This window comes from Candidatus Hydrogenedentota bacterium (genome assembly GCA_019637335.1).
Classification (GTDB): Bacteria; Hydrogenedentota; Hydrogenedentia; order Hydrogenedentales; family JAEUWI01; genus JAEUWI01.
This window is the reverse complement of sequence record JAHBVV010000007.1, coordinates 222,752-245,209: the sequence shown is the minus strand read 5'-3', so window position 1 is coordinate 245,209 and position 22,458 is coordinate 222,752. Positions and strand designations below refer to the sequence as shown.

Genomic DNA, 22,458 nt, shown 5'->3' with positions numbered 1-22,458 from the left:
TGTAGGATAGCCGTCCCGGCTGTCCAATGCGCCGAAGGCGCAAAGGATCGCGGCCATTCCTGTCCGCGGCAAAGTGAGCCCGCCTCCAAAAAATCCCCCCCCTCCTACTAAAACCACCTCGAAAAGAAAGTGGCACAGCCGTCCCGGCTGTGTTCAGCGCCGCAAGGCGCAAATGCCGAAACTCGTTCCCACGGTCCCCCGTGGGAATGCATACCGTTCCGCACAGCGGAACAATCCCCCCACAAGCATCCGTCAGTCCCATCCGAAAGAGTAGGCTGAAAGTCCGCCGCAGGCCGAATAGCCGTCCCGGCTGTCGAGGCGCCGAAGGCGCGAAGCCGCTCCGCACGGTACCTTCCAAACAAAAAAACGGGCGCCGGACCCGAAGGCCCGGCGCCGGCACACTACTGTGACTGGTTGCGATTACTCGCCGATGGGAGCGTCCGCAGCCGTCGCGTCCGCACCGTTCGCGAAGCGGATCACGCCGCTGGCGTCGGTGAAAAAGCCCTTGCTGCCGGTCGTGCCGTAGGCGGCGGCGTTCGCGTTGGCCGTGAAATTGTTGGCGTCGCCGCCGAGCACGAAGTTGTAGCCGCTCTTCGTGGTGCCGTCCCACGTGCCATCCAGGAACGGGGGCGTCGCGCCGGTCAGGTCCGCAAACGCGGCCGTGTAGGAATAGTTCGCGGCGTGGTACGCCACTTCGGCGCCCACGATCGTGCGCAGGTTACCGATCGCGCTCGATTCGTTCGACTGCATCCGCGAGCGGAGCAGGTTCGGAATGGCGATAGCGGCGATAATCGCGATAATGGCGACCACGATCATCAGTTCAATCAACGTGAAACCCTTGTTCGACTTTTTCATGAGCACATCCTCCAGTTGTTTGATTTTAAAAACCATGTATCGAGCGGTGTTCGCGCCGCTCTCCATTGCTTTCAACTCTCGACTGGCTTAAAGGCAAGCGTCGTGCCAACGGCGCACCACCGCGGAATAAAAATCATAACATTCTGTAAAAAAAGGACTTACACAGTAGGTGTCCGGCCAGGTTTCGGAGAGTGGGAGCGCCGGAGGTAGTTTGTTGACAACATTTGGCGGCGCATCGCGACAATTTTTGTCACTCGAAGGGCCTCCGAGGCCCTCGAAGAGCCTGTGGAGCGCTCATGGAAGGCTTGGCGTGCTCCCCTTCGACCTGTTAATATGTTACAAAATCTTTAATAGTGAGCATTCGTCCGCATTCGCGTCGGGATGCCACGGCAGGCGGGGCGCCGGTTGGCCCCGTGCGGAGCGCTTCATGACGGAAATCGGCTTCATCAAGAAATTCCTGGTCGAAAACATGGCCTACGCCCGGGAGAAGTTCGCCGCGCGCGAGGCCATCACCGTGACCTCCAAGCGCAACGCCAATGATCTGCTCACCGAGGTCGACCTGACCCTGCAAAAGCGCGCGGTCGACCAGATTAGGCGCAACTTCCCGGGCGATCAGGTCGTGGCGGAAGAGGGCGAGTTCGCGCGTGCGCCACACGACCCGTCCGCCCGTTGCTGGATTATGGATCCCATCGACGGCACCAACAACTTCGTCCGCGGCATCTTTCCGGTCTACGCCATCTCGATCGCATTCGCCATTCATGGCCGCACGGTCGCCTCGGGCATTGGTCTGCCCGGGATGGACCTCATCTATCTCGCCGAGGAGGGTCAGGGCGCCTTTTGCGGCGACCGGCGCCTGGTCGTCTCCGAGGTCCAGTCGCTGGCCGAGGCGCGCGTGGATCTCGATTTCGGCGGCGTTGAAGATCGGGACGCCTGGCTGGAGCGGGGTCAGGAGCTTTTCCGGCAGGCCGGGCAATTGCGTTGCCACGGTTCCGCCGTGGCCTCGATCGGGCAAATCGCCTCGGCGGATCTCGACGCGTTCGTCCACATGACCCTCAACCCCTGGGACTATGCGGCGGCGCAGTTGATCGTGGAGGAGGCGGGGGGAATGGCCTCGCGGCTCGATGGGAAGCCGCTTCGGCTTTTTGACGGAAAACAGGGCGTACTGATCACCAACGGGGCGATTCACAAAGAGATCTTGCGCCTGTTGCGGAAATAGGCGGCGCACCTAACCGCGCGCTTCGCGGATGGCCGTCTCCGTTATCACCGCCTCAACCGGGATGTCGTGCGGCTCCACCGGAAACCGCACGCCCCAGATCGCATCCGGCGCCAGGGCGATCGGCGTCCCGCGAAAACCCGCGAGAAAGCGATCGAAGTAGCCCCCGCCAAAGCCGATCCGATGTCCATCCGCCCGGAAGCACAGCCCGGGCGTGATGCACAGCCCCCCATCCGGAACCACCAGATCCACGGCCCCGGGTCGCGGCTCCAGCAGGCCGAGACGTGTTGCCTCCAGATCCGCCCACGCGCGTAACGCCGACCATGCCAGCGCGCCGCCGGGCCGCGTCAGGGGTACGAGCACCCGTTTCCCGAGACGCCACGCGTGTTCCATCACGGGGCGCGTGTCCAGTTCGCCCGCCTTGGCGCCCGCATAGGTCAATACGGCGCTCGCTCCGACGAATCGGGGGTCGGCGGCCAGACGCTCCGCGATTGTGCGGCTCATACGGGCCCGGTCCGCCAGCGAAATGGCCGCGCGCACGCGCCGGGCCCAGTCGCGGGCCTCGGCTTTGGTCGAAAAGTCGGGAAAGCTCATGGGGCGCTATTGTCATCCGCCCGCCGGCGGGCCTGCAAGTTGGGCGAAACCCCGGCGCGCGCCGGGGTGCAAAACTTTCCTTCTCGTGCGGCAAGATGTGCAGGTCCGGAGCGCGCCGATCGCGCGCCGGCCTTATTTTCCGGGGGCTCCCGCATTGGCACGCGACTTGCCCTTCCACAGGCGTTCGTTTGAATCCCTATTCATTCGAATCCCAAGTGTCGTTGGCCTGGCGCACCCTGGTTGTTCGTTACGACTTCCGGATCCGTCGCGGGATTACATGCCCAGGCCAACACGTCGATCATCGCCCCGCGGGGCGTCCATATAGCGAGAGGAAGCATCCGCAACCATGATTACCGGCCTCTACACCGCCGCCACCGGCATGATCGCGGTCGAGCAGCGGCAGGACATCATCTCCAACAACCTGGCGAACGTGGCCACGCCGGGGTACAAGCGCTTGCAGCCGGTGCAGCTCGGGTTTTACCAGGTCTTCGCACAAAAAGCCCTCCACCCCTTCTACTTCAACACCGAGGCGGCGCCGGCCGGCGGCGTCAAGGGCGTGGAATCGTTCAGCAACCTCGCCGCCGGATCGCTCCGGGTCACCGAAGATCCCCTGAGCCTGGCGCTTAACGGACCGGGATACTTCACGGTGCTCACGCCGCAGGGCGAGCGCTACACCCGCAACGGGCAGTTCAGCATCGACCCCGACGGGCACCTGGCTACGCCGGAGGGTTACAAGGTGGCCGGCGCCACGGGCGAACCCATCGAGGTGAACGGCGCGTCCGTCACCGTGTCCCAGGACGGCGCGGTGCTGGTGGACGGCTTGGCGGCGGGCACGCTGCAACTGATCGAGTTTGCGCAGCCCGAGCGGCTTGAGCGGGAGGGCGAGAACCTGTTCCGCGCGAGCGACGCCGTGCTGGAGCAGAGCGGCGCGGCGGGAGAGACCCAGATTTCGCAAGGGGCCATCGAACTCTCCAATGTGCAGTTGCCGCTGGAGATGACCAATATGATGCTGGGCCTGCGGGCCTACGAGGCGAACCAGAAAGTAATCCAGGCGATTGACGCATCGACGAGCCGCCTGATCGACCAGGTGGCCGCGCAATAGCCGCGCGCCAGGAGGAGTAAGCCATGATCCGATCGCTGTTCACCGCCTCCACGGGCATGATCGCCCAGCAGATGAACATCGACACCATCGCCCACAACCTGGCGAACGTCAATACCACCGGCTTCAAGAAGAGCCGGGTCAATTTTCAGGACTTGCTCTACGAGACCATCAAACCCGCCGGCACGCAGACCGCCAACGGCACGACGATCCCCGAGGGCATCCAGATCGGCCATGGCGTGCGCCCCTCGTCGATCGCGAAACTGCACACGCAGGGCGGGATGATCCAGACCGGCAATCCCTTCGACCTCTCCATCGAGGGCGAGGGCTTCTTCCAGATCACACTGCCCGACGGCACCATCGCCTACACGCGCGACGGCGCCTTCAAGGTAAACGCGGAAGGGCAGGTCCTCACGGCGGACGGCTACCTCCTCGCCGATAACATCGTCATTCCCGACGACGCCGAGGTGGTCAGCATTGGCCCGGATGGCACCGTGTCCGTGATACAGCCGGGCAACGTGACCGCCGAGGTGGGGAACATCGAGCTGGTGCGCTTTCCGAATCCCGCCGGCCTCGACGCGCGCCTGGGCCGCAACCTGCTGATGGAGAACGAGGCCTCCGGACCGCCGACCCCCGCCACGCCGGGACTGGACGGCCTGGGCACCCTTCAGCAGGGCTTCCTGGAGAACTCCAACGTCCAGGTCGTGGAGGAGATTCTCCAGATGATAATCGCGCAACGGGCCTACGAGGCCAATTCCAAGGTCATTCAGACGGCGGACGAAATGCTTCAGACGGCAAACAACGTCCGGCGCTAATCCCTGATGAACCATAGGAGGCACGAGTGATGAAGTTGAACCAACGCGCTGGAGGCATCGGGTTCCGCCGCGCGCTGGCCGGGATGCTGGCCTTCTTGTTAGCCGGCGTCGCGGGCGCGGAGGAAGCCGCAATCCGCATCAAGGAAGAGGCCTGGGTCAAGGGCCCGAAGGTGTACCTGAGCGATCTCGTGGAAGTGAAGGAACGCGAACTCAAGGAGCGGCTGGCGGGGATCGAAGTCTCCAGCGCCGCGCGCCCCGGAGACTCGAAATCGCTCAATGCAAGCCTCGTGGAGGCCCGCCTCGAACACGCGGGCGTGGACCTCGAACGCGTCGCGCTCGCGCGCCCGAGCCAGGTCCGCGCGACCACCATGCACATGGACGTGACGCCCGAGAAGATGGCCACTTCCCTGCGCGAACATATCGAGCTGGCCATGCCCTGGGACCCCGCGCTGACGGAGATCGACATCTCGCTGCCGCGGCAGGGTATCCAGGCGCCGGACGGCGACCTCCTCATTGACTGGCGGGCCGCCCCGAGCTACCGCTATCTCGGCCTGACGAACTTCCGCGGCGATGTGCTCGTGGACGGCGTCCACTACCGGACCGTCGTGCTGCGCGCCGGGGTCGAGACCTACCAGGAGATTCTGGTGGCCGCGACGGATATATCGCGCGGGCGCCCGGTGACCGCCGCCCACGTGAAGAAACACGTCGTCGCGCTTTCCCAGGCGCCGGACGGCGCGATAACCGCCTTGGAGGATGTCGTCGGGCTTATTGCGCGAAAGACCATCTTTCCTAACCAGCCCATCACCTCGCGCAATGTCGATCAGCCGAAGCTCATCAAGCGAAACCAGACCGTGCTGGTCGAAGTGAACAGCGGCAGCATCCAGATTCAGCATCAGGCCCGCGCCATGATGGACGGGAAAGCGGGCGATCTGATTGTATGCGCGAATCCGGCTACGAAACAGGAATTCCAGGGGATTGTGCGCGCCGACGGCGTGGTGGAGGTACGATGAGTATGCGAATCCCGATGATACTGGCCGCCGCGCTGGCCGCCGTGGCCCACGCGCCGGCGGATTCCCTCTTCAGCCAGCGCGCCGCCCGAGACACGAGCGTTATTTCGGAAAAGGTGGACCGCTTCGAGCCCGGCGATATCATCACGGTGCTCGTGCGCGAGACACTGGACGCCTCCACGAGCGCCAACACCAATACGAAGAAAGAGAGCGAGGTGGATTCGAGGGCCCCCGCCGCCGCAAATCCGTTTCTGGTGGGGCAGAAGCCCGATGGGAACAACATACTGAATCCGGGCGAGTTGCCGAACTGGTCGATCGAATCCGAAAACGAGACCAAGAACACCGGCGACACCCGGCGGCGCAACACGCTCACGACATCGATCACCTGCACCGTACAGGAGCTGCTGCCGAACGGCAACCTGCGTATCGAGGGCCAGAAAGTGGTGACCGTCAACCGCGATGATTCCACCATCTACATCTCCGGAATCATCCGATCCCGGGATATCACCGCCCAGAACACGATTCAGTCGACCCAGGTCGCGGACGCCGTCGTGCGCGTCAAGGGCAAGGGCCCCCTGTGGAACAACCAGCGCCGAGGACTCGTGACCCGCGTGCTGGACTGGTTTTCGCCTTTCTGATGGGGCGGCGCGAATTACGAAACGAGGTGGCTATGTTCCGTAGCTTCATTCTGGCGGCCGCAATCGCGCTGGCGGGCGCGTGCCACGGCACCATGGCCATTCGCGACCTGTGCGACGTCCAGGGCGCGCGCGACAACACGCTCACGGGCGTGGGGATCGTCGTCGGCCTGCGCGGCACGGGCGACAGCGCCGAGGCCGCCGTGACCGCGCAGCGCAACCTCCTCGATCGCATGGGCGTGGAAATCCAGGATATCGACGCGCTCAGTTCGAAGAACGTGGCGATATGCACGGTCACGGCCACGCTGCCGCCCTTCGCCAAGGAAGGCACGGCCATCGACGTCACCGTTCAGTCGATCTACGACGCGAAAAGCCTCGAAGGCGGCCAGCTGCTCGACACCTTCCTGCGCGGGCCCGCCGGCGACACGGTCTACGCCGTTGCGAGCGGCCCCGTCTCCGTCGGCGGCTTCAACACCGACATTTCGGCGGGCTCCTCCGTCCGAAACAACCACGGGACCGTCGGGCGAATACCGCGCGGCGCGCTCGTGGAGCACGAAGTGCCCGCCTCCATCACGGATGGCGAGCGGATTACCCTCCTGGTGCGGCGGCCCAGTTTCGAAGCCGCGGACGGCATCCGCCAGGCCATCGATCGGGCCTACGGCCCCGGAACGGCCGACGCGCTGTCCGGTGGCGCCGTGAAGGTACGCATTCCGGCGGACGAGCGGGCGGACCTGATCAAGTTCATTGCCGACCTCAACAAACTGCGCGTCGATATCGCCCAGAAGGCGGTCGTCGTGATCAATGAGCGCACCGGGACCATCGTCGTGGGCGGCGACGTGATGATCAAACCCTGCCAGGTGGCCCACGGCAGCCTCACCGTGAAAATCCAAAGCACGCGGCTGCCGGTCCCGGCGCTGCCCTTCACCGACGCCGACCCGATCGTGGTCGAAAACGCCGACGTCGAAGTCGAAGAACCGGAAGTGTACCTGGCCCCCGTCCAGGGGACCTCCGCCGCCGAGGTGGCGCAGGCCCTGAACGCCCTGCGCCTGACGCCGCGCGACATGATCGCGATTTTTGACGCCATTCACAAGGCCGGCGCGCTCGAAGCCGCGCTGGAGATCCGCTGATGCTGTACGTAAACCCCCAGGCAAACGCCGTTTTCCGCGATCGCGCACTGTCGCCGGGGGCCGCCGCCCGCGAAACCCAGGCGCTGCAGGAGTTTGAGCGGCTATTCCTCTTTCAGATGCTCAAGGAAATGCGCAGCACGGTTCCGGAAGGCGCACTGCTCGACGCAGGATCGCGCCAGGATCACTTTGAAGAGATGCTGGACGACTTCCTGGCGGGTGAAATGGCGGCTTCCGGGCAATTCGGCATCGCGCGCCAAATGGCGGCGGAGCTGGAAGCGCGGCATGCGCACGCCAGTCCGGCGGGGACGTTTGGCGGCGCCGGAATTCCCCTGCAATCGCCGCATGCCGGCATTGCCGTGGCGCCGCCGGCCGCGAAGGGCCTCCCCTTGCCGGAACCCGCGCGGGGCTTCCCAGTGGATCGTGCGAGCGCGGGCATACCCCTGGCGCGCGCCGCCGCGGCCTACCACAATGCCGTCCGTAACGTGGACTGAAGAATCTCGGCCGATGTGCCGATAAACCCATCGTGACGCGCGCTGCGCGGCGCGAAGATCGCCCGGGAACCCGGACCTTTCGGGCCGCCCCCGGGTAAAAGGAGCATGGCATGGAAATCCTCGGTGGCATCGGCGCGGCGAACGCGCTCGTCAGGAGCGCGGCCTCCCTGGTGCGCGCGGTCAAGCAGCCCCGGGTGACGGACGAGGCCTTTTCGGACGTTTTTCGCAAGCAGATGGACGCCGCCATGAGCCCCGAGGCGCGCCGCGCCAAGGCCGCCGAACAAAGCGACCGCTTTATCGGCCTGCGCGACGCCGATGGGGACGGCATGCTTCGTCTGGACGAGAGCGGGCTGGACCGCGCGGCCTTTGAACGGCTCGACCTCAACGGGGATGGGCTCCTGTCGCGCGAAGAATACCAGCAGGCACTGCTCGGAGAAACGGGAGGCGCCGCGCGATGAACGGCCAGCACATGGATATCGCCCAGTTGCTCGATGCGCTGTGTGAGCACTTCGACGACGAGCTGGAGCGCCAGCAGAACGTGCTCGTGGTATGCCGGGCCATGGGCCGGGGCGCGCGCGTCAACGACTACGAGTACCTGGAAGCCAAGGCCACCGCCCTGCACGTCTTGATCCGGCAGGCGGTCGCGGCGGAACAAGTGCGCCTCGCGCTCGTGCGGCGGGTGGTGGATCATTTCGACCTGCCCCGGGAACAGCAGACCCTGAGCGGGCTGATCGCGGTGGCGCCGGAACCCTGGCGCCAGAGGATGCTGGAATTCCAGGTGTTGATGCGGGCCACGCTCGAGTCCACCCGCCGGCTCGTCCGCGACAATAACCGGGTCATGCGCCGCACGCTACAGGTAATCAACGAAACGCTGTCCGCACTCTCGCTTTGCGCGCCGGATCAGGGCGGCTATACCGGACAGGGCGCCGCGCCGCGGCCCGAGCACGCGGCCCCGGCCCTCATCGACCACCGGGGATAGAACAGGACGCCATGGGCGCGGTACGCACGACACAACAACTTCTGGTTGACCGGGTGCTGAACGACCTGACGCGGCAGCAGCTGCGCATTCTGGCGCTTCAGGAACAGCTCTCGACCGGCCAGGCTGTGAACCGCCCGAGCGACGGCACGCTGGAAACGCGCCGCGCCATTAGCGCCCGCGGCGAAGTTTCGAAAAACGAACAGTACATCACCAATATCAGCAACCTGGGCCCGGGACTGCAGGAGAGCGACAGCGCGCTCCAGACGTCCATCAGCGTGTTGCAGCGGGTTCGCGAACTGACGCTCCAGGGCGCATCCGGATCCAACGCCCCCCTCCAGCGCGAGCAAATTGCGATCGAGGTCAACCAGCTGCTCGAGTCCATCCTCGAAACCGCGAACCGGGAGAGCAATGGGCGGTTTATCTTCGGCGGCACGGTGACCCGGACCCCGCCCTTCGTCGCCACGCGGGACGCGGCCGGTGAAATCGTATCGGTGGCCTACGCCGGAAACGACGAAATCATCCGGCAGGAAGTGCAGGACGGAATCCTGGTCTCGGCGAACGAGCCCGGAAGCGCCGTCTACACGGCGGCGGGCGCCAGCGGAGCGGATATTTTCCAGACCGTCCTGGACATCCGGGAGAACCTGCGCGCGGGCGATCTGAACGCCCTGGAGACCCGGCTGGACGAACTGGCCTCCGCCCAGGAACAGGTACTCATTTCGCTTGCGCGCGTGGGCTCGATACAGAATCGCGTCGACCGCGTGCGCTCAAACCTGGAGGAAATCAACCAGCAGCTGCTCCAGGTGATTTCGGACAACATTGACGCGGATTTCGCGGAGACTATTCTGCAATTGAACGCGCAGTCGAACGCCTTGCAGGCATCGCTCAACGCCGGCGCGCGCGTCATACAACCCAGCCTGCTCAACTTTCTCTCGTAGGCGCTCCACCCTTCGCGCCCACGGCATCATCCCCCTCATTCATACGAAAACGCCCGGACCCCAGCGGTCCGGGCGTTTTGCTGCACGTGTTTGCGAAATCAGGAAGCGGTCGCTTCGATATTGAGCTTGATCACGACCTCGTCGCGGATTAGATCGTCGGGCTTCCCGGGATACACAATCTCGAAGTTCTTGCGGTTGATATCAAACTCCGCGCTGGCGGTGACCTTGTCGCCCGCGAGGCTCAAGTTCGCGGGAAACGCAATGGATTTGGTCACCCCGTGCAGCGTGAAATCGCCGGTGACCGTGTAGGCGTCGCCTTCTTTCGCGATGGCCGTGGACACAAAGCGCGATTCGGGATACGTCTCAACCTCGAAGAAGTCCGCGCTGAGCAGGTGCCGGGTAAGCCCATCCGCGTCCGACCAGACGGACGTCATGTCGATCGTAACTTCAATGCTCGCCTGCGTCAGGTCTTCGCCGGGGACGGTCACCGTTCCCGCAAACTGGTTGAAGCCGCCATCGTGCGACCCCGTCACCTTGGAACCGATAAAGCTGATGGTGGACGCGGGCGCAATCGTGTAGGTGGTCCCTTCCGCCGCGGGAGCCGCGTCCGGGGCGGCATCCGCCGCCGGCGCGACATCGGAAACCACCGCCGATGGGGTCTGGTCCGCCGGATTGGCGCACCCGGCGAGGCCCAGTCCCGCGAGCATGGCCAGGGCGAATGAGGTATGGATGAGGGTTTTCATTCGATTCGTTCTCCTTCATGGTAGGGTTGGGCGCTGGATGCGCCGGCGCCGCACATTGCAATTGCCTGACGCGTACCGCAATACGGCGAACCCTCATCACCACGGCCCTCCGTGGCGATTCCCGATGCGCCGCGCCCGTAAAAGAAACAAGTCAACGCCAGCGCGCTATTCCGCCGCTGGACATGCCTTCCCGCTCCGTGTATTCACCGCGCCTGTGGAACGAAGTCAGCGATCCGTGCCGGGGGGCGCGTAAACCCCCTCGCTCAATGGGCGATACAGCTCCGGACGCCGGTCCTGGATGTGGTTGTCGTCGCGCGCTTCGCTCAGGTCAATGGCCGTGATGCTGAACCCGGGATCGGCGCTGTCCACGTGGAGGACCGCCACGCCCCGGGGGTTGATCAGCAGGCTCTGCTGCGGATGGGTAAACGCAATGAAGCACTGGTTCTCCCACGCGCGCACCTGCATGATCTTCAGGTTCATTTCGCCGTGCATCCCATAGGTCGGGTTCAGGATCAGCCGCGCGCCCTGAATGCGCAGCGTGCGCACCGTTTCCGGCCAGCGCCGGTCCGCGCAAATCATCATCCCCAGCTTGCCCCATTCGCTGTCCCACACGGGCAACCCCATGCCCAGATCGTACTGCACGTCGTGCGTCTGGATATGGGTCTTGTGGTAGACCCCCACGAGCTCGCCCGCGCGGTTCCACAGGCCCGACGTGTTGAAAAGCCTCCCATCCTCCAGCGAGCTGAATCCGAAGCAGATCCACATCCGGTGCTTTCGGGCCAGCTCGGCCACCTGGTCGAGATACGGGCTGCCCTCCAGCGGCTGCGCAACCGCCATCAGCTTCTCCCGCGTCGACTTCTCATCCGGCGCCGCGTAGCCGTCGAGCCAGCACTCCGGCGTGATGAAGATGTCCGGCCCCGCCAAGCCCGCCGCCTCCGCCTGTTCCACAAACGTCTTCATGTTGGCGTCGATATCCCACTTGACCGGTACCCCGCGCATCTGCGCGACCCGGACGGTGTCCTGGAAGTCAGATTCGGCGTCGCCGGCCGGGGCCGCCAGTGGCGCGGCCAGCGCAAGCAAGGAAAACAGGAGAGAAAATGACTTCATGAGCATTCTCCGGATAAGGGCGCCAGGCGCCCCGCCGGGGCGCGGTTCAAGCCTATCATGCGCGGGCGCCGGGAAGCATCCGCAGCGAGGCGGCCGCCGCCAGGTAGAGCAGCAGCGCCAATACAACCACGCTGCGAAAGCCGGTGTGAATGGCGACCAGCGTGGCCAGCGTCGCCCCCGTTACGGACAGGCAGCCGTTGGTTGCCCAGGCCCAGGGCAAAAGCGCGGGCGCGCGCGTGGCCAGTCCCTGGAGGCCTGCCGGAAAGGGCACGCCCATCGCCGCCGCCAGCGGCGCCAGCAGGATCAGACACAACGGGATCTTCGCGACATCCGGCCACCCCGCCGCCGCGTGGAACAGCGGCGGCAAGGCGATCAGGTAGGCGACCGATAACGCGGCGATCAGGGCGACCGCGCACCACACCGCCTGCGCGCGCCGTTCGGGGGGCAGCGAACCCGCCCAAAGGCTCCCCGCGCCGGAGCAGACGAGAAACGCCGATAGGACCGTGCTCACGGCATAGATGGGGTAGGACAGGAACCGCATGAAAACCTGGATGAACGCGATTTCCAGGAACATGTACGCCAGGCCGAGGCTCGCGAAGTACGCGAATACCGCCCAACGCCCCGCGACGCCTTCCGTCTGCCGCCGAAGAAACAACAGTGGCAATAGAATCAGCACGACGCCCGCCAATACGCTCTGAAGCGTCGTCGCCACAAGCGCGAGATAGCCCCATTCGACGAAGGGGACTGCTTCGGGACCTTGCGCCATCAACTCCGCAAGCCGCGCGGGCCGGAGAAAGCGGAAGAAGTAGGGTCGATCGTCCGTCGCCGGGCGAACGTAATACGCGTAGTCCCGGTAGAAGGCCTCACGCTCGCCGTGGAGAATGGCCTGGGCCGCGTTATAGTAGTAGGGCTCGTCCAGCTGCGTATATCGGTTGGCGGCCTCCGGGGGCATGCCCGGGTAATAGCACGGGTCGAAGAAACGGTCCGCGCAGAACTGCTCCACCGCCGCCAGGCGTTCCGCGCCCATCGGCTCGCGGCTTATCATGATCGTCCCCGTGTTCCATGATCGGACGAAGGCCAGGTGGCGGTCGGGGTCCACGAATCCCGCGCGCTCGCAGGCCTCCACCGCCGTCGCGAAGAGCTTGATACCCTGGCGCGGCGGCGTCTGGATCCACACGTTCAGCGCCAGCACGCCCCCGGGCGTCAGCCGGTCCAGGTACCCGGCCAGCGCCTCCGTGGTGTACAGGTACGTCTCGTTCAGCGCGAGCACCCCGCCCGCCGCGGACGCCGCCGACCCCGCCGCGGGCAGCACAATGAGGTCGAACCGATCCCGCGTCGCCTCCAGGTGACCCCGGCCCTCCGCCACCACGAACGTTACGTCGGGATGCTCAATCCAAGCGCCGGAAAAGTCGCGGAGCGGCCCGCGCAAGAGATCGCGCACCGCCGGGTCGGTTTCCACGGCGGTCACGTGCGCCGCGCCCGCCGCGAGCGCGCCGAGGACCTCGCCGCCGCCGCCGGGCCCCACAATAAGGCAGCGCGGCCGTGTCACCAGGCGGTAGGGGAGCGCGCCGGTGACATAATCGAGATAGGCGAAAGGGTCCAGGTCGCCGTCGAATCGGTGCACCGGCGAAACGGGCCCCGCGTCGAAATAGAGCCCGATCTGGGGCGGAAGATCGCCGAGTTCGCTCATCGGGTAGTTGGAAAGCTGCCCCGGCGTCTCCCGGAGATAGGCGGAGGAGACCGCCGTGATTTCCGAGAGCGGGCTCCGGGCCCGGGTCTCGATCCGGGCGTCCGGGAGCTGGAGCGCGTAGGCGAGCCCCTTGTATTGCGACACCCGGACCGGCGTAAGCGCGCCCCACACCAGCACGGGCGCGATGATCGCCAGGGGGAGAATCCACCCGCGCCCGCCGCGCGGCGGCCCGAGCAACATCCAGGCGATCGCCGCTAGCCCGCCGGCGATTACAGGCAGGGAAGCGGGCGGCAGCACGTACAACAGCGCCACGCACCCCAGCGCGCCCGCGCCGGAACCGGCCATGTTCACGCCGTAGACCCGCCCGATAGCCTCCGGGCGCAGCAAGAACGCAATCGTAATGCAGCACGCGACCAGGAAAAAGGGCACGGCCAGCAACAGGTAAAGCGCGAGCAGCAGCCAGAACTGGCGGGGCTGGTTCAGCAATTCGATGGTTTCAAAGGGAACCCGCTGGCTGATCGCGTAGCTCGCGGCGAAGGCTATGGCCGCGCCAGCCGCGCACCAGCGAAACGCACCGGCCTCCCGTCCGGCCAGGCGCGGCCGTACTATCGAGAGCACCGTCCCGCTGGCGCCGAACCCGAGCAGCGCAATGCTGATGATCATGTAGGCCGCGTGGTGCCACTGCGCGATCGAAAAGACCCGCATCAGCCCGATCTGGCAGATCAGGCCCGCCGCGCTGAGCAACCCCACGGCGGCGTACAGCGCGCGGGTGCTGAACTCGTGTGGATTGCTACTTTCCACGGGTTAGCGGCACGAACCGGACCGGCATGACGTTGCGCTGGCTGACCGATCCGTCCTCGCGCTTCTCCACAAGCATCAGGCTCTGCGTTTGCAGGGGAGGCCCCACCGGAATGACCATGCGCCCGCCCGGCTTCAACTGTTCGATCAGGGGCGGCGGAATGTGCGCCGCGGCCGCCGTCACCACGATGCCGTCGTACGGGGCGTGCTCCTTCCAGCCGTGGTAACCGTCTCCCGTGCGCGTTTCCACATTCGCAACGCCCGCCGCCTTCAGGTTGGCCGCGCCTTCCTCCGCAAGCGGCGGGATAATCTCTATGCTGTAAACCTTCTTCACGATGGCCGCCAACACCGCCGCCTGGTAGCCCGATCCGGTGCCGATTTCGAGCACCGTCGCGTCCGGGCCAACCTGGAGCGCCTCGGTCATGTACGCGACGATGTAGGGCTGCGAGATCGTCTGGCCGTGGCCAATGGGGAGGGGGCGATCCCGGTAGGCCTCGCTGCGGAGGCCCGGCGGAACGAACAGGTGGCGCTTCACCGACCGCATCGCCGCAAGCACCGCGGGGTCCTTCACCGGGGTCCGTCCGAAGGGGCCTGCTTCGATGCTATCCGCGACCAGGCGCTCTCGTGCCGCGGCGTGGGGATCCGGGGGAGTGGGGGACTCGTCCTCGGCCCGTGCGAGGCCCGTCGGAAGCGCCGCAATCGCCAGACCAGTGAACAGAAGAATCAGCAACGCCGGATGACGAGGAGACATGTCAACCTCCTTTCCGTGGCGGCGCGCACCGCGCGCGCCGCGCGAGTTCTTGCCCCATCTTGCCCTTTCGGGCGGGCCGGGTCAAACCCGAAACAAGCGCGCCGGGCCGCCGTCCGGGACGCAGCAATACTCCCCTCCGGCTTGACTTGCCCCGGGCCGTGCCCCATACTTTGCGCGTTTGTAACACTTTAGCCGAGCGAAGCACAGTGGCCAGACCAGAGCGAGTTGCTGAATAAGGGCTACGTGCAACTATGGAGCGCCGGCGGCCCGCCGGCAGATTGCGCCACCGCCGCAATACAACTATGGAGCGCCGGCGGCCCGCCGGCAAACTGCGCCACCGGCGCAATACAACTATGGAGCGCCGGCGGCCCGCCGGCAGATTGCGCCACCGGCGCAATACAACTATGGAGCGCCGGCGGCCCGCCGGCAAACTGCGCCACCGGCGCAATACAACTATGGAGCGCCGGCGGCCCGCCGGCAGATTGCACCACCGGCGCTCAATGCATACTGGGTCCATTCGCAAAAACACATACTGTTCCGCACTTCAGACCGCTAAAGTGATACGCGCGTTTTCCGCTCTGCACTGGCGCAGTCCAATCCCCCGCATCGGCCACCGCACACTTTTCGCGGCCAGGCCTTCAGGTAAACCCCGTGCCCCATTTCACACCCCCAGATCACCCCGCCCCGCTGTCCGGACGGGCGGCGAACCGGTTCGAAAGCCTCCTCGCGCGCCTCGGGCGACTGAGCGCGCGTCGCCTCGCCCTGCTCGCGGCGTGCGTGGCGATGCTGCTGACGCTGCCCGCGCTTTGGTCGGGTTTCGCCCAGGACGACTACTTCTTCCTGACCATTTTCAAGGGCGATGCGGCGCTCGAGGCCCTCGATCTGTCGCCGCTGGAGTCCTTCTCGTTCTTCAAGGGCGATCCCGACGCCCGCGAGGCCATGATGAACCGGGGCTACCTCCCGTGGTGGACCGCCGAAGGCTGGAAAGTGAATTTCTGCCGTCCGCTTTCCTCCCTCAGCCACTGGGTGGACTACCTGGCCTTCGGCCCGAACGCCTTCGCCATGCACCTCCACAGCCTCCTGCTCTATGGGCTGCTGGTGGCCATCGTGGCGCTGCTCTACCGGCGCTTCACGTGCGCCCCCGCCGCCGCGGGCCTGGCGGCGCTGTTTTTCGCCGCCGATTCCGGCCACGCCATCCCCGCCGCGTGGCTCGCCATGCGAAATGCCCTCCTGGCCGTGCTCTTCGGGCTGCTGGTGCTCTGGCTGCACGATGCCTGGCGCCGCGCCGGGCGGTGGTGGCCGCGCGGGCCAATGGCGATTGCCTGTCTCGTGCTATCCCTGCTCAGCGCCGAAGCCGGGATCGCCACCGGCGCCTACCTGTTCGCCTATGCCCTGTTTCTGGATCCCGCGGTGGATCGGGATACCCCACGCATCCGCGCCTGGACGCGGAGCATCGCGGCGCTCCTGCCCTATCTGGCGGTCGTGGTGGTCTGGCGCCTGGCCTACTCCGCCCTTGGCTACGGCACGGAGGGCTCGGGGCTCTACCTCGACCCCGTCGGGGACGCCCCCGATTTCCTGCGCCACCTGCCGGAGCGGATGCTCATCCTGCTGATGGGCCTGCTCGCCGCCCCCGACGCGACCCTCTGGAGCCTGGCGCCCGCCGCGGCGGGCCACATACTACTCGGGTGCGCGGCGTTGATGTTCGTCCTCTTTCTGTGGCTCGCCGCGCCCGCGCTGCGCTCGCGCCCCGAAGCCCGCTTCCTGTTGCTGGGTGCCGTATTGTCCATTGTGCCGGCCTGCGCCACCCTGCCGATGGACCGCAACCTGATGTTCGCCTCCTTCGGCGGGCTCGGCATCGTGGCGCTGGCCATCGCCGATGGATTGGCGCGGCCGGGTGCGCGGTGTGTGCTCGCGATGCTGCTCGTGCTGGCGCATGGCGTCCTCGCCCCAATCGGACTGCTGGCGGGCACCCAGCAACTGGCCGTCATGAATCGTATCCTGACCGGTTCCAATCCCTCCATCCCCGGCGACCTCAAGCCAGGGACGCGCCTGGTAGCGATGAACACCCCGACCGACCTGCTCGGCACAAGCCTGCCCGTCTATCGCGCCTACCACGGCCAGCCCATTCCGGATCACTGGTGGTGGCTCTACGCCGGCGTGGCGGACGTCGCGGTGACCCGCTCGGGCGCGCAGTCCCTCACCCTGCGGCCAGACGGCCCCTTCGTTCCGGCGACCTGGGCGCTGGTTTTCCGGCATCCGGAATCCCAGCCCTTCCGCGCGGGTGACACCGTGAATTTACAGGGCCTGACGGTGACAGTGTTGGAAGCGGGGGAGGACGGACGCCCGCGCGAAGTGCGATTCGACTTCGACGCGCCGCTCGAAGATGCTTCCCTTCACTTCCTGTACTGGGATCGCGGCGCCTACCACGCCTTCACCCCACCGCCGCTGGGGGAAAGGACCACCGTCGCGGGGCCCCGCCTCCGGAATCTTGTCCAGGTGGGGCTCGGCTGGACGCCACGGTGAACCGGAGTGGGGGAGCGTGGCATAATACCCGACTTTGTGGCGGTTGAACACTGAAAGTCCGCAATGCACGACACTGACAACCGAGTTTACGGAAACGATCTCGTCACCGAGCGGGGCCTCCGCTTCATGGCGCGCTGGGGCTGGTTCCTCACCGCGCTCTGGGTGCTGATCATGATCGCCTGCGCCGTCATCTGGCCCGAGCCCTATCGCCTGGGCTGGCTGCTCGTGCTGGAACTCTTCTTCGTCGGGCGAACCGTCTGCGCCTATGAAGGGATCCGGCTCGGATTCCACAAGGCCTACCTCATGATGCAGGCTGGCATCCAGGATATCGCCTTCTTCCTCGTCATCTTTCCCCTCTTCGCACGCTTCTACGAGCGCGTCGCCCGAGACCGCGCCATCGACCGCCTCCTGCGCCGCCTCGTCGCTGCCGCCGAACGTAAGTGCGAGAGCCTGCGCGCCTTCGGCCTGGTTGGCCTGTTCCTCTTCGTGTTCCTGCCCGTATCCGGCACGGGAACCCTGGTGGGTTGCGTCGCCGGTTACCTGCTCGGCTACCGCATCCGGACCCTCGTGCCCCTCATCTTCACCGCACACCTGTCTTCCCTCATCCTCCTGCTTGCCTTCTTTGACTGGCTCGCGCCTACGCTCACGGCCTTGAACGAGGATTTCGCGCGCTACTTCGCCTGGACCCTGCCCGGCCTCGTCATCGGCGGCGGCTGGATCTACAGTGTCGTGCAGAAGCGAATGGCCCAGTCCCGCGAGCGCGGATCTTCCCTGCGCGATCTGGACCCCGCGCCCGAACCCGCGGAGTAGCTGGCGGCTCGCCGGACAAACGCCGCGCGCGACACCGCCCACCCGGTTTCCAGTCGCAAGCGGGGACGCTTTTCCCACGTTGGCGTCCGCTGGTGGGTTGGGCGGGGTGAGCTACAGGGCAATCGCATTTAAACCCGATTATGGCAAATGGGCGCAATCTTGAGTCGATTTGGAGCCTTGAATCAAGGATAGTGAGCAAGCTGGAGCGCCGGCATCTCTGCCGGCAAGGATGCCAGCGCTCCAACACGAGCTCTTTTCTGAGTTTCCAGTGGTTCGTATGGCGATTGGCTCGTACACGAAGTTTAAATGCGATTGCTGGGGCGAAGGATGGATGGGGCGCCGGGGGCGCGGAATCTGGTATACTCCGGCATCCCGTACGCTCCAGAAACCGTATCTTTTCTTCGCAGGCCGCCATGCAACCCACGTTTTCCGTCATTGTTCCCGCATTCAACGAGGAAGCCTACCTTCCGCGCAGCCTGGGGGCGATCCGCCGCGCGGAGGCGGTGCTGGGCGAGCCGGTTGAGATTGTGGTCGGGGACAACCAGAGCACGGACGGCACCGCGCGGGTGGCGGAGGAATTCGGCGCGCGCGTGGTCCCGGTGGAGAAGCGGTGCATATCGGCGGTGCGCAATACGGCGGCTGCGGCGGCGGCGGGCAAATACCTGATCTTCACCGACGCCGACAATGAAGTGATGGACGATATCTTTGTCGAGATCGCCCGGATCTTCGAGAGCGGGCGCTACGTGGGCGGCGGGGTGCTTCACGCGCCCTACGAGCGCAAGTCGATGGGCCTGAGCCTGACGCAGTTCGTGATCACGGCGAACCTGCGCCTGTGCGGCGTCTCGATGTTTCTCTTTTACCTGCCCGCGGAGATCTTTCGAGAAATCGGCGGCTTCGACGAGTCGCGGCTGTCCAACGAGGACATGGATTTCGCGCTGCGCCTAAAGCGGCACGGTAAGGCGCGCGGCCAGAAGTTCGCGAGCCTGAAGAAGACCGGAGTGGTGCTTTCCGCGCGCAAGTTCGACGAGTATGGCGACTGGGCGGTGGTCCGCCACCCCATTCTTTTTGCGAAGGCCTTCCTGAACAATCCCGAAGTGACCTATGAGATCTGGTACCGGCCGCGCCGCTGACGCGGTCCGGCCGCCGCGCACACGACGAGGAACCGGCGCCGCGTGAAATTCATTTTCTTTCCCAATGGCTGGGTGCTGGCCCACGTGTCGCGCATGGTTGAAGTGGCCAAGGCGCTGCGCGAGCAGGGGCACGAGGTCGTATTCGCGGGCGAACACGAGCACCCCCGCTCCTACCTGCACACCTGTGAACAGGACGGCTTCCGCACGGTCCAGTGCATGGAGTTCGACTGGCCCTACCTCTGGAACCGCTTCCTGAAGTATGGCATGCTGCTCGTGCCGTGGGACGTGCTGACGCACCACCGCTTCGCGCCGCTCGACGCGATCCTGGAGTCGCAGGTGGACCTGATCCAGCGCGAGAAGCCGGATATGGTCGTGTGCGATGGAACTTTTACCCTCACGTCGGCGGCCTACATCACCCAGACGCCGGCGGCGGGCATCATGAACGCCTACTACACCCACTTTTACCGCCCGGGCTCGATCTACCGTTTCCTGATCGACTTCTGGGACCGCTTCCGGCTTACGCCGATACGCAACCGGGTGTTTCGGAAGTACGGCTGCGCGCCGGTGGACGCGAAGGAGCTTTTCTGGTCGACGCGCATAATTTCACCGGGCCTGGCGGAGTTCGACGCCTATATTCAGGACTACGAGCACTGGGAGGCGGTGGGGCCGATCTGGGGCAAGCTCCCGGTGGACCGTCCGGACTGGCTGGACACGTTGGACGACGGCACACCCAACGTCTACATCACCTTTGGGTCCACGGGCGACCTGGATCCTTTTCTGCGCGCGTCGTACGATGCGCTGGGCCGTGCGCCCTACCGCTTTGTGGTGACGACGGGGCGGCAGGTGAGTGAGGAGACGAAGGCTCTTGCGCCGCCGAACTTTCTGCTGGCGGATTACGCGCCCGGCGACGAGATCATCAAGCATTGCAAGGCGCTGGTGTTCCACGGGGGCAACGGGAGCATGTACCAGGCGCTGGCCGCGGGCGTGCCCGTGATTGCGCTGCCGCACACGCTGGAGCAGGAGATTAACGCGCGGCTCTGCGATACGCACGGCTTCGGGATCCAGATCAAGCCGAGGCGCGCGCGCGGGGAAAACCTCCTGCGTGCGCTCGAGCAGCTCCTCGGCGACCCCGCGTACGCCGAGCGCGCGCGCCATTTCCAGCAGCGCATCGCCGAATCCCCCGGCGTGCAGCGCGCGGCGGAAATCATCCTCGAAGGCGCCCGCGAGGGCGTCCCGCCGCACGTGAAACCGCCGGCGTCACGCTGAAGGCGTCATCGCCCCGACACCAGCCGCACCTGATCCACGGCAAACAGGGCCTCGGGCAGCGGATCGCCCGCGCCGGGGAGCGGTGAATGCGGCGCCTCGTTCTCGGTCTGGCGCGTGGGGAGGTCGCGGAAGGGACCGGTCCGGAAACTGATGCGCTCGACGGATTTCACGGCCTCGGCGAGCTGGACGCCCTCGGCAATGGTCCGGCCATCCACGCGGAGCGCGTAGCCGCCATACGGTGTCGCGTCGATATCGAGCTCAAACGCGTAATACCGGCCCGGCGTATACGCCAGCACCACTTCCGCGCGGCTTCCGTCCACGTACTTGAGCACGCCGTCCGTGTCGAAACGCAGCCGGACCGGGCGATTGCCGTAACGGTCCTGCACGTCGATATCGAGCTGGGCATTGCCCTGCGCCGCCATGGCCTGGAACGCCAGCGTGGCGCGCGTTCCCTCTTCAAAGACGCGCACCGCCCGTGCGTAGTCATACGGATCCCGGTCCGCCAGCTGGAGCACCTGCCCGCCGTTGCCCGCGGCCACGGTGACCGGCGCCCACCGCGGGCTGTAGATGTTCCAGCCGTCGATGCGACCGCCGGGCGCGCGGCCCTCAAAGTCGTCCTCGATCGGACCCTCCACCGCGTATTCCACCGGCACGGGAACGCGGCTCACCCAGATGTCTTCCTTGTTCATGCTGTAGGACACCCAGAAATCGTCGCCGGGCGGGTTGCCCTGGCCGGGCGTGATCCCGCGGACGTAGCAGGGGCCGAAGTCCTTCCAGCGCCCGTAGTAGCGCCGCGGCGGGACTTCGCTCTGGACGTTGAGCATGTGATCGAACAGGATGCCGTCGTCGCTGGTGACGCAGACGAGCGGGTAGCGGTGCTCGTTGTGCACGGTCGGGTTGTACACGATCGCGTAGCGCCCATCATCCGTTTTCATGCCGAACTGCTTGCCGCCCGCCATGACAAAGGTGGGCACACGCGCCGGCTCGGAGAAGGTGGCGCCGCCATCGTCCGAAAGCCCGGCGTAGGACCACTTCCAGAGCCCGACGATCTTGCCGTCGTTTCGCGTGTACCAACTGAAGGCCTCGCGATCCTCCGCCATCGGCTGGTGGAATCCGTCTACGCCGTTGTCCTCGTCGTACCACTGCCGCGTCACGAGCTTATCCGCGAGGAGCGCGTCGCAGGCGGCCACGAAGCCCGCGTCCGGCGACGTCTTGTAAAATGGGAAGCTCGTGTTGGTCTCGTTCCAGTCGGCCTGGCTCTCGTAGCGGATGAAATAGATGGGGCCGTAGGTTCCGTCCCGGTGCGCCTCGCGGACGACGCGGCCGATGCCGCCGGTTTCGAAGGGGTCCTCCGCGTGTCCGTAGAAGGCCAGCACGAGCAGCCGCCCGTCCGGCGCGGCGTAGAAGCCCATGCGCTGGTGCATCATGTAGCCGTGCGCGTTCGGCGGCAGCGCCACCCCCTCCGGCGCTTCGTAGGGCGGGAAGACGACCTCCGGGCGGGACCACGCAACGCCGTCCTTCGATGTCGCGATCAGCGTGTGGCCGGGCGACACGTGCTCGTCGATCGGGTTGCTCAGGTACTGCACGTAGAACGTGTCGTTCCAGTACGCGATGTTCGACGCATGGCTGTAGGTCCAGCCGTGGTCATCGGCCTCCCCGGGATGTTCCCGGTTCACGCGGACCACCTGATGCGCGTGCGCGCCCACGGCGGGGCGGAGGCCCGCTTCGTGCGGGGTGAGGTCAATCGAGACGCCGCCGATGTAGCGGACCGGCTCGTGGATGCCGCCGGTTTGTGCGGAAGCGAAACCGGCTATCAGCAGGGCGGCGATCAGGACTCGAATCGTGTTGTGGCGTAGCATGGCGTTGTTCCTCAAGGGTGACGCCCGCGAG

Annotated in this window: 21 protein-coding genes; 14 read left to right on the top strand and 7 right to left on the bottom strand. The window is 65.8% G+C overall.

Annotation, left to right across the window (positions count from 1 at the left end; translation table 11 throughout):
• Positions 1–420 precede the first annotated feature (420 nt).
• Positions 421–855, bottom strand: a complete 435-nt coding sequence (locus tag KF886_10820) for a prepilin-type N-terminal cleavage/methylation domain-containing protein (protein MBX3177844.1) — start codon at positions 853–855, stop codon at positions 421–423.
• A 427-nt stretch (positions 856–1,282) separates the two neighbouring features.
• Between KF886_10820 and KF886_10815 the strand changes: the two genes are divergently transcribed.
• Entirely contained in the window at positions 1,283–2,071 is a 789-nt protein-coding gene (locus tag KF886_10815) for an inositol monophosphatase (GenBank protein MBX3177843.1), read from the top strand.
• Positions 2,072–2,080: 9 nt separating this feature from the next.
• Here KF886_10815 and KF886_10810 read toward each other — a convergent pair whose 3' ends face one another.
• A complete protein-coding gene (locus KF886_10810) occupies positions 2,081–2,662 on the bottom strand; it encodes a 5-formyltetrahydrofolate cyclo-ligase (protein ID MBX3177842.1) in 582 nt (193 codons plus the stop codon).
• A gap of 346 nt (positions 2,663–3,008) precedes the next feature.
• Between KF886_10810 and KF886_10805 the strand changes: the two genes are divergently transcribed.
• From KF886_10805 to flgL, 9 genes are all read left to right on the top strand, one after another.
• The gene (locus tag KF886_10805; GenBank protein ID MBX3177841.1) at positions 3,009–3,764 is read left to right on the top strand and encodes a flagellar hook-basal body protein; all 756 of its coding nucleotides are present in this window, start codon (positions 3,009–3,011) and stop codon (positions 3,762–3,764) included.
• A gap of 23 nt (positions 3,765–3,787) precedes the next feature.
• Positions 3,788–4,576: a flagellar basal-body rod protein FlgG gene (flgG, locus tag KF886_10800; protein ID MBX3177840.1), complete on the top strand. Its 789-nt coding sequence runs from the start codon at positions 3,788–3,790 to the stop codon at positions 4,574–4,576.
• Positions 4,577–4,605: 29 nt separating this feature from the next.
• Positions 4,606–5,586, top strand: coding sequence for a flagellar basal body P-ring formation protein FlgA (gene flgA / locus KF886_10795; GenBank protein MBX3177839.1), 981 nt, complete (start codon positions 4,606–4,608; stop codon positions 5,584–5,586).
• The gene (locus KF886_10790) at positions 5,583–6,221 is read left to right on the top strand and encodes a flagellar basal body L-ring protein FlgH (GenBank protein MBX3177838.1); all 639 of its coding nucleotides are present in this window, start codon (positions 5,583–5,585) and stop codon (positions 6,219–6,221) included. Before flgA ends, KF886_10790 begins: the two co-directional genes overlap by 4 nt.
• Before the next feature lie 32 nt (positions 6,222–6,253).
• Entirely contained in the window at positions 6,254–7,345 is a 1,092-nt protein-coding gene (locus KF886_10785) for a flagellar basal body P-ring protein FlgI (protein MBX3177837.1), read from the top strand.
• On the top strand, positions 7,345–7,836 hold the full coding sequence (locus KF886_10780; GenBank protein ID MBX3177836.1) for a rod-binding protein: 492 nt from the start codon (positions 7,345–7,347) through the stop codon (positions 7,834–7,836). The genes KF886_10785 and KF886_10780 overlap by 1 nt, the downstream gene beginning before the upstream one ends.
• A gap of 110 nt (positions 7,837–7,946) precedes the next feature.
• Positions 7,947–8,294, top strand: a complete 348-nt coding sequence (locus KF886_10775; protein ID MBX3177835.1) for a hypothetical protein — start codon at positions 7,947–7,949, stop codon at positions 8,292–8,294.
• The gene (locus KF886_10770) at positions 8,291–8,815 is read left to right on the top strand and encodes a hypothetical protein (protein MBX3177834.1); all 525 of its coding nucleotides are present in this window, start codon (positions 8,291–8,293) and stop codon (positions 8,813–8,815) included. The genes KF886_10775 and KF886_10770 overlap by 4 nt, the downstream gene beginning before the upstream one ends.
• 11 nt (positions 8,816–8,826) lie before the next feature.
• On the top strand, positions 8,827–9,750 hold the full coding sequence (gene flgL / locus KF886_10765; protein MBX3177833.1) for a flagellar hook-associated protein FlgL: 924 nt from the start codon (positions 8,827–8,829) through the stop codon (positions 9,748–9,750).
• 98 nt (positions 9,751–9,848) lie between these two features.
• Here the strand turns inward: flgL and KF886_10760 are convergent, their stop codons facing one another.
• The 4 genes from KF886_10760 to KF886_10745 form a co-directional block, all read right to left on the bottom strand.
• Positions 9,849–10,493, bottom strand: coding sequence for a YceI family protein (locus tag KF886_10760; protein MBX3177832.1), 645 nt, complete (start codon positions 10,491–10,493; stop codon positions 9,849–9,851).
• A 225-nt stretch (positions 10,494–10,718) separates the two neighbouring features.
• Positions 10,719–11,600, bottom strand: a complete 882-nt coding sequence (locus KF886_10755; protein ID MBX3177831.1) for a carbon-nitrogen hydrolase family protein — start codon at positions 11,598–11,600, stop codon at positions 10,719–10,721.
• A gap of 55 nt (positions 11,601–11,655) precedes the next feature.
• Complete coding sequence (locus KF886_10750; protein MBX3177830.1) at positions 11,656–14,091, bottom strand: SAM-dependent methyltransferase; 2,436 nt, start codon at positions 14,089–14,091, stop codon at positions 11,656–11,658.
• On the bottom strand, positions 14,081–14,839 hold the full coding sequence (locus KF886_10745; protein ID MBX3177829.1) for a protein-L-isoaspartate(D-aspartate) O-methyltransferase: 759 nt from the start codon (positions 14,837–14,839) through the stop codon (positions 14,081–14,083). The genes KF886_10750 and KF886_10745 overlap by 11 nt, the downstream gene beginning before the upstream one ends.
• A gap of 651 nt (positions 14,840–15,490) precedes the next feature.
• On the opposite strand from KF886_10745, the gene KF886_10740 reads away from it, so the two are divergent.
• The 4 genes from KF886_10740 to KF886_10725 all read left to right on the top strand — a co-directional run bounded on the left by KF886_10740 (position 15,491) and on the right by KF886_10725 (position 20,568).
• On the top strand, positions 15,491–17,362 hold the full coding sequence (locus tag KF886_10740; protein MBX3177828.1) for a hypothetical protein: 1,872 nt from the start codon (positions 15,491–15,493) through the stop codon (positions 17,360–17,362).
• A 63-nt stretch (positions 17,363–17,425) separates the two neighbouring features.
• Positions 17,426–18,172 (top strand): small multi-drug export protein, encoded by a 747-nt coding sequence (locus KF886_10735; protein ID MBX3177827.1) that lies wholly within the window; start codon positions 17,426–17,428, stop codon positions 18,170–18,172.
• Between the two features lie 413 nt (positions 18,173–18,585).
• Positions 18,586–19,302: a glycosyltransferase gene (locus KF886_10730; GenBank protein ID MBX3177826.1), complete on the top strand. Its 717-nt coding sequence runs from the start codon at positions 18,586–18,588 to the stop codon at positions 19,300–19,302.
• Between the two features lie 42 nt (positions 19,303–19,344).
• On the top strand, positions 19,345–20,568 hold the full coding sequence (locus tag KF886_10725; GenBank protein MBX3177825.1) for a hypothetical protein: 1,224 nt from the start codon (positions 19,345–19,347) through the stop codon (positions 20,566–20,568).
• Positions 20,569–20,573: 5 nt separating this feature from the next.
• Here the strand turns inward: KF886_10725 and KF886_10720 are convergent, their stop codons facing one another.
• Positions 20,574–22,427 carry a hypothetical protein gene (locus KF886_10720; protein ID MBX3177824.1) on the bottom strand — a complete coding sequence of 618 codons (1,854 nt, stop codon included), beginning with the start codon at positions 22,425–22,427 and terminating at the stop codon, positions 20,574–20,576.
• Positions 22,428–22,458 lie beyond the last annotated feature (31 nt).